Source organism: Mesorhizobium sp. M2A.F.Ca.ET.042.01.1.1, from assembly GCF_003997405.1.
Classification (GTDB): domain Bacteria; phylum Pseudomonadota; class Alphaproteobacteria; order Rhizobiales; family Rhizobiaceae; genus Mesorhizobium.
This window is the reverse complement of the sequence record NZ_RZRX01000313.1, coordinates 1-6,014: the sequence shown is the minus strand read 5'-3', so window position 1 is coordinate 6,014 and position 6,014 is coordinate 1. Positions and strand designations below refer to the sequence as shown.

9 protein-coding genes are annotated in these 6,014 nt (G+C 62.9%); all 9 read left to right on the top strand.

The features are described from left to right. On the top strand, nucleotides 1–254 hold a 254-nt coding region (locus EOA23_RS36125; protein WP_210212509.1), incomplete at its 5' end, for a hypothetical protein. After that, entirely contained in the window at nucleotides 251–1,966 is a 1,716-nt protein-coding gene (ureC, locus tag EOA23_RS30345; RefSeq protein ID WP_189341763.1) for an urease subunit alpha, read from the top strand. The genes EOA23_RS36125 and ureC, both read left to right, overlap by 4 nt. A 58-nt stretch (nucleotides 1,967–2,024) precedes the next feature. After that, nucleotides 2,025–2,513: a DUF29 domain-containing protein gene (locus tag EOA23_RS30340; RefSeq protein WP_127306836.1), complete on the top strand. Its 489-nt coding sequence runs from the start codon at nucleotides 2,025–2,027 to the stop codon at nucleotides 2,511–2,513. 35 nt (nucleotides 2,514–2,548) lie between these two features. Next, nucleotides 2,549–3,142: a hypothetical protein gene (locus tag EOA23_RS30335; RefSeq protein ID WP_127306835.1), complete on the top strand. Its 594-nt coding sequence runs from the start codon at nucleotides 2,549–2,551 to the stop codon at nucleotides 3,140–3,142. A gap of 45 nt (nucleotides 3,143–3,187) precedes the next feature. Beyond that, on the top strand, nucleotides 3,188–3,793 hold the full coding sequence (locus EOA23_RS30330; protein WP_127306834.1) for a glutathione S-transferase family protein: 606 nt from the start codon (nucleotides 3,188–3,190) through the stop codon (nucleotides 3,791–3,793). Beyond that, nucleotides 3,790–4,362, top strand: a complete 573-nt coding sequence (locus EOA23_RS30325) for an urease accessory protein UreE (RefSeq protein WP_127306833.1) — start codon at nucleotides 3,790–3,792, stop codon at nucleotides 4,360–4,362. The genes EOA23_RS30330 and EOA23_RS30325 overlap by 4 nt, the downstream gene beginning before the upstream one ends. Further along, on the top strand, nucleotides 4,289–5,026 hold the full coding sequence (locus EOA23_RS30320; protein ID WP_189341762.1) for an urease accessory protein UreF: 738 nt from the start codon (nucleotides 4,289–4,291) through the stop codon (nucleotides 5,024–5,026). The genes EOA23_RS30325 and EOA23_RS30320 overlap by 74 nt, the downstream gene beginning before the upstream one ends. After that, complete coding sequence (locus tag EOA23_RS30315) at nucleotides 5,023–5,463, top strand: DUF3995 domain-containing protein (RefSeq protein WP_127306832.1); 441 nt, start codon at nucleotides 5,023–5,025, stop codon at nucleotides 5,461–5,463. Before EOA23_RS30320 ends, EOA23_RS30315 begins: the two co-directional genes overlap by 4 nt. Further along, nucleotides 5,460–6,014 (top strand): urease accessory protein UreG (gene ureG / locus EOA23_RS30310; protein WP_127306831.1); only part of this gene is annotated, 555 nt, incomplete at its 3' end. The genes EOA23_RS30315 and ureG, both read left to right, overlap by 4 nt.

Genomic DNA, 6,014 nt, shown 5'->3' with positions numbered 1-6,014 from the left:
GGTTGTTGCGTCGGCTGCTGCTGGGCGCCGGCACTGCCCGCCATCATCAAGGTGGCGGCTGCGGCGACAAGTATCGCGTTGCGCATGGATATTCCTTCCATCGGATTGGGAGTGATTCCGCCCGCCTCAACGGCCCGATGGGAACGCTGAAATGGGCGCTCAAAGTGTCGGCGAGCGGGTCATTGCGTGACCATTGGGTGGCGACAATGTGTGCCCCGCGCACAAACAATTGGAATTTCGGGAGCAATTGCTGATGGCCAGGATAAGCCGCGCCTCCTATGCGCAGATGTATGGACCGACGGTCGGCGATAAGGTGCGGCTTGCCGACACCGAGCTGTTCGTCCAGGTCGAGAAGGACCTCACCGTCTACGGCGAGGAAGTGAAATTCGGCGGCGGCAAGGTCATCCGCGACGGCATGGGCCAGAGCCAGGTGACGCGGGCCGAGGGCGCCGTCGACACCGTCATCACCAATGCGCTGGTCGTCGACGCGCTTGCCGGCATCGTCAAGGCCGATATCGGCCTGAAGGATGGCCGTATCGCCGCGATCGGCAAGGCCGGTAATCCGGATACGCAGGATGGCGTCACCATCATCATTGGTCCGGGCACCGAAATCATCGCCGGCGAGGGCAAGATCCTCACCGCCGGCGGCTTCGACGCGCATATCCATTTCATCTGCCCGCAGCAGATCGAGGAAGCGCTGATGAGCGGCATCACCACCATGCTCGGCGGCGGCACCGGCCCGGCGCATGGCACCTTGGCCACCACCTGCACACCCGGCCCCTGGCATATGGCGCGCATGATCCAGTCCTTCGACGCCTTCCCGATGAATATCGGCCTGTCGGGCAAGGGCAATGCGTCAAAGCCGGCGGCGCTGGAAGAGATGGTGCTGGCCGGCGCCTGCTCGCTGAAGCTGCATGAGGATTGGGGCACGACGCCGGCCGCCATCGATTGCTGCCTGTCGGTCGCCGACGCCTACGACGTGCAGGTGATGATCCACACCGACACGCTGAACGAATCGGGCTTTGTCGAGAACACGGTGGCGGCCATCAAGGGCCGCACTATCCATGCCTTCCACACCGAGGGCGCAGGCGGCGGCCATGCCCCGGATATCATCAAGGTCTGCGGCCTGCCCAACGTCATCCCGTCCTCGACCAATCCGACCAGGCCCTACACGGTCAACACGCTGGCCGAGCATCTCGACATGCTGATGGTCTGCCACCATCTGTCGCCGTCGATTCCCGAGGACATCGCCTTCGCCGAGAGCCGCATCCGCAAGGAGACGATCGCGGCGGAGGACATCCTGCACGACATAGGCGCCTTTTCGATCATCTCCTCCGACAGCCAGGCCATGGGCCGCGTCGGCGAGGTGGCGATCCGCTGCTGGCAGACCGCCGACAAGATGAAGCGCCAGCGTGGCGCGCTGCCCGACGAAACCGGCGACAACGACAATTTCCGCGTCCGCCGCTACATCGCCAAATACACGATCAATCCGGCCATCGCGCACGGCCTGTCGAAGGAGATCGGCTCGATCACCGTCGGCAAGCGGGCCGATCTCGTGCTGTGGAATCCGGCCTTCTTCGGCGTCAAGCCGGAGATGGTGCTGGTCGGCGGCTCGATCGCCGCTGCCCCCATGGGAGATCCGAACGCCTCGATACCGACGCCGCAGCCGATGCACTACCGGCCGATGTTCGGCGCCTATGGCAAGGCGCTGACCAACTCCTCGGTGACCTTCGTCTCGAAGGCGGCGCTCGACGCCGGCCTGCGGGACAAGCTCGGCGTCGACAAGGCGATGGTCGCGGTCGAGAACACACGCGGCGGCATCGGCAAGCACTCGATGGTGCTCAACGACGCCACGCCGCATGTCGAGGTCGATCCGGAAACCTACGAGGTGCGCGCCGACGGCGAGCTCTTGACCTGTGAGCCGGCCACCGTGCTGCCGATGGCGCAGCGGTATTTTCTGTTTTGACGGGCGGCGTGCGGGCGCGTTCTTTGCGATTTTCGCAAATTGAGGGCATGATGCGCCCATGAACAGGATTGATCGCCTCCGGGCGTTGACGCCCTACGAAGCGGATTTTGTCCAGTGGTGTGCCGAGCAAGGCTCGCTGCTGCGCGAGGGACGTCTTTCCGAGCTTGACCGCGAGAATTTGGCCGAGGAGATCGAGAGCTTGGGAAGGAGGGACAAGCGGGAGATCCGTAGCAGGATGGAAGTGTTGATCACACACCTGCTGAAGTGGGAATTCCAACCAGGCCACAGGTGCCATAGCTGGCAGGCGTCGATCTCCGAGCAGCGCATCTGGATCGACGGTATCATCAAGGACAGCCCGAGCCTTCGCCGATATCCCGCGCAAATCTTCGAGGAGGCGTATAAGGGAGCTTTGCCTGTTGCTGTCAGAGAGACAGGAATGAAGAAGGCATATTTCCCCAGCGAACCTCCCTTTACCTCCAAGCAGGCGCTCGACGGTCGATTTTGGCCAGGTGGGCCGCTTTCGATGGACGACTTCCTGCGAGACTGACCACCGCTTCTTTCCGCATTCCTTGTTTAAGGCCAATGCCCACCGAAATCGCCTCCCAGCACGATATCTTCCCGCATATCCGCATCGTCATGGGCATGGTGATCGGCCTCGGCGTCACCCGGCTGCTTTCGGGAACCGCCCGCATCGTCCAGCATCCCGGCCAGTACCGGCTCTATGCGGTGCATCTCGCCTGGGTCGCCTCGGTGCTGTTGATGCTGGTGCATTTCTGGTGGTGGGAGTTCGGCCTCTACGCCATCGAGAACTGGACCTTCGGCAAGTATCTTTTCATCATCTTCTACGCCATCACGCTGTTCCTGCTCTGCGCTCTGCTGTTTCCGGATTCGATGCTCGATTACACCAGCTACGAGGATTATTTCTATTCGCGCCGCGCCTGGTTCTTCGGGTTCCTTGGCGCGACCTATCTGCTCGACGTCATCGACACGCTGCTCAAGGGTCCAGAGCATTTCGCCCGCTTCGGCAACGAATATCTGTTCCGCACGCCGGTCTTCGTGGCGCTCTGCATCGTTGCGATCCTGGTGCGCGACAAACGCTTCCACATCGCCTTCGTCGCGGCCGCGCTGATCTATCAGATATCGTTCATCCTGCGGCTGTTCGACACCATCGTCTGAGCGTTCGCGATGCGGTAGGGTTCTTGGAAAGGCAAGGGTTCAACCATGTACAAGGCTGTCGGATCGCGCGCCTCCCGCGTCAGCCGGGTGCTCTGGATGCTCCAGGAACTCGGACAGCCCTATGAGTTCGTCGAGGTAAAATTGCGCTCGCCGGAAGCCTACGCGCTCAACCCTTCAGGCAAGGTGCCGATCCTGATCGACGACGACCTGAAAATCACGGATTCGGCGGCGATTTGCGTCTATCTGGCCGACAAGCATGCCGACAAAGGCATGGGCGCCAATCCGGGCGTCGCCGGGCGCGCCGAGATGGATTCATGGATGCATTTCGCCCAGAGTGAGTTGGAAGCGCCGCTCTGGAACAAGCTGCGCCACCGCTTCCTGCTGCCGAAGGATGTTCGGGTCGATGTCGGCCCGGCTGCGGCGTATGATTTCGCATCCGAAATAAAGGCGCTGGATCGCCGGCTTGGCGACAAGCCCTATGCTTTGGGCGATCGCTTCTCGGCCGTTGACGTCTTGCTCGGCGATATGGGCGGCTGGGCGCGTGCCGGCCGCTTCCCGATCGAATCCGACCGGGTGAATGCCTATTTCGACCGTGTCCTCGGGCGCCCTGCTCGTGCCCGCGCCCAAGCTAATGGCGGAGCCATGAAATGAAGCTCAACATCACCACCGATTTCACCAAGTTTCCACGCGCCGTGTCAGTGCTCTTGGCAGGCGAGACCGGATTGACGACGCCCTACGATAAGGCCGTGCTGCCGCATGACGAGCGGCATCTGCGCCGCCGCGCCATCGAGACAGTGGCCGGTGACAAGGTGCTGGTCGACCTGCCCGAGCCGGTGGCGCTGAACAATGGCGACCGGCTGGTGCTGGAAGACGGCCGCCAGCTCGAGATCGTCGCGGCGCCCGAGGAAGTCTACGACATCCGCGCCCGCGACGCCGTTCATCTGACCGAGCTTGCCTGGCATATCGGCAACCGCCACCTTGCCGCGGCGATCGAGCCGAACCGTATCCTCATCCTGCGCGATCATGTCATCAAGGCGATGCTCGAAGGCCTCGGCGCCACGGTGAATGAGGTTTCGCTGCCGTTCAGCCCGGTGCGCGGCGCCTATTCCGGGCATGGCCACGATCATGGCCATTCGCACGACCACCATGACCACGACCACCATGGCCACGATCATGACCATCACCACCACGATCACGGCCACCACCATCACCATGACTGAGAAGCTTTCCAGAGTCGCGCTGCTGCGGCTGATGGCCTGGCTGTCGCCAGCCTTTCCGGTCGGCGGCTTCTCCTACAGCCACGGGCTTGAACGCGCCGTGCATGATGGGCTGATCGCGGATCGCGAAGACCTCGCCGGCTGGCTGGAGACGCTGGTCGAGATCGGCTCGGGTTGGAACGATGCCGTGCTGTTCGCCGAAGCCTGGCGCCGCGCGCGCGATGATGGCGATCTCGCGGAAGTCGCAGCACTTGCCGAGGCGCTTGCCGGATCGCGGGAGCGTCATATGGAGACAATGCTACAAGGCGCGGCCTTCCTCAAAGCAGCGTCCGCCTGGTCGTCTCCGGTGCTTCAACGACTGCCGGCCGATTGCCCCTATTGCGTTGCGGTCGGCGCCGTTGCCGGCAGCGGTGGCGTCGATCTTTCGCCGGCGCTGTCCGCCTTCCTGCAGGCTTTCTTCTCTAACCTCGCGCAGGCGGCGATCAGGCTCGGCGTCGTTGGCCAGATCGACGCGGTCGCATTGTTAGCCGGCTTTGAAGCCTTGGCTATGACCACGGCTGACCGCGCAGCAGCGTCTACGCTCGATGATCTCGGCGGCGCGGCCTTCATGTCCGACATAGCGGCGATGCAGCACGAAACGCAATATTCCAGGCTGTTCCGCTCATGACCGTCCTTGCCGTCATCCTCTCCTTCGTGCTGCTTTTGATCACCACGCTGCATGTCTATTGGGGCATAGGCGGCATTTGGCCCGGAACGGACCAGGCGACATGCGCCCGCGCCGTCGTCGGCTTCCGCGACATCGATGAGATGCCGTCCTCCTTCGCGAGTTTTGCTGTCGCCGCGTGCCTCGCGCTCGCGACGCTCTGGCCGCTGGCGCTTGCCGGTGTCTTTGCGACGCCCTTTCCACGGGAAGGCCTGGCGGCCACCGCATTGATGATCGGCCTCGTCTTCCTCGGCCGCGGCATAGCCGGCTTCACGCCCTGGTGGCGCAGGCTTACGCCGGAGCAGCCTTTCGCGCGGCTCGACCAAAGTCTCTATTCGCCGCTCTGCCTGTTGATCGGGCTGGGCTTTGTCATTCTCTCTACCTCGGAGTTCCCGGCATGACGTCGAAAAACGGTCCTCTTCGCATTGGCATTGGTGGCCCCGTCGGCTCGGGCAAGACGACGCTCACCGAAAAGCTCTGCAAGGCGTTGCGCGACGATTTTTCGATCGCCGTCGTCACCAACGACATCTACACCAAGGAGGACGCGATGATGCTCGCGCGGCTGCAAGCATTGCCCGAAGAGCGCATCGTCGGCGTCGAGACCGGCGGCTGTCCGCACACGGCCATCCGCGAGGATGCCTCGATCAACCTGCGGGCGATCGCGGAATTGAACAAGAAATTCCCCGACCTCGACATCATCTTCATCGAATCCGGCGGCGACAATCTCGCCGCCACCTTCTCGCCCGACCTTGCCGATCTGACGCTTTATGTCATCTCGGTCTGCCAGGGCGAGGAGATCCCGAGGAAGGGCGGCCCGGCCATCACCCGCTCGGATTTCCTCATCATCAACAAGAGCGATCTGGCGCCCTATGTGAACGTCAACCTCGATGTCATGGAGAGCGATGCCGGCCGCATGCGTGGCAAAAGGCCCTTCGGCTTCACCGACCTATCG

What these genes read in the sequence shown, in the direction of transcription:
- EOA23_RS30325 (WP_127306833.1), top strand. Translation starts at nt 3,790, where the DNA reads ATGAAGCTCAACATCACCACCGATTTCACCAAGTTTCCACGCGCCGTG.
- EOA23_RS30320 (WP_189341762.1), top strand. Translation starts at nt 4,289, where the DNA reads ATGACCACGACCACCATGGCCACGATCATGACCATCACCACCACGATC.
- EOA23_RS30330 (WP_127306834.1), top strand. Translation starts at nt 3,188, where the DNA reads ATGTACAAGGCTGTCGGATCGCGCGCCTCCCGCGTCAGCCGGGTGCTC.
- EOA23_RS30335 (WP_127306835.1), top strand. Translation starts at nt 2,549, where the DNA reads ATGCCCACCGAAATCGCCTCCCAGCACGATATCTTCCCGCATATCCGC.
- EOA23_RS30340 (WP_127306836.1), top strand. Translation starts at nt 2,025, where the DNA reads ATGAACAGGATTGATCGCCTCCGGGCGTTGACGCCCTACGAAGCGGAT.
- EOA23_RS30315 (WP_127306832.1), top strand. Translation starts at nt 5,023, where the DNA reads ATGACCGTCCTTGCCGTCATCCTCTCCTTCGTGCTGCTTTTGATCACC.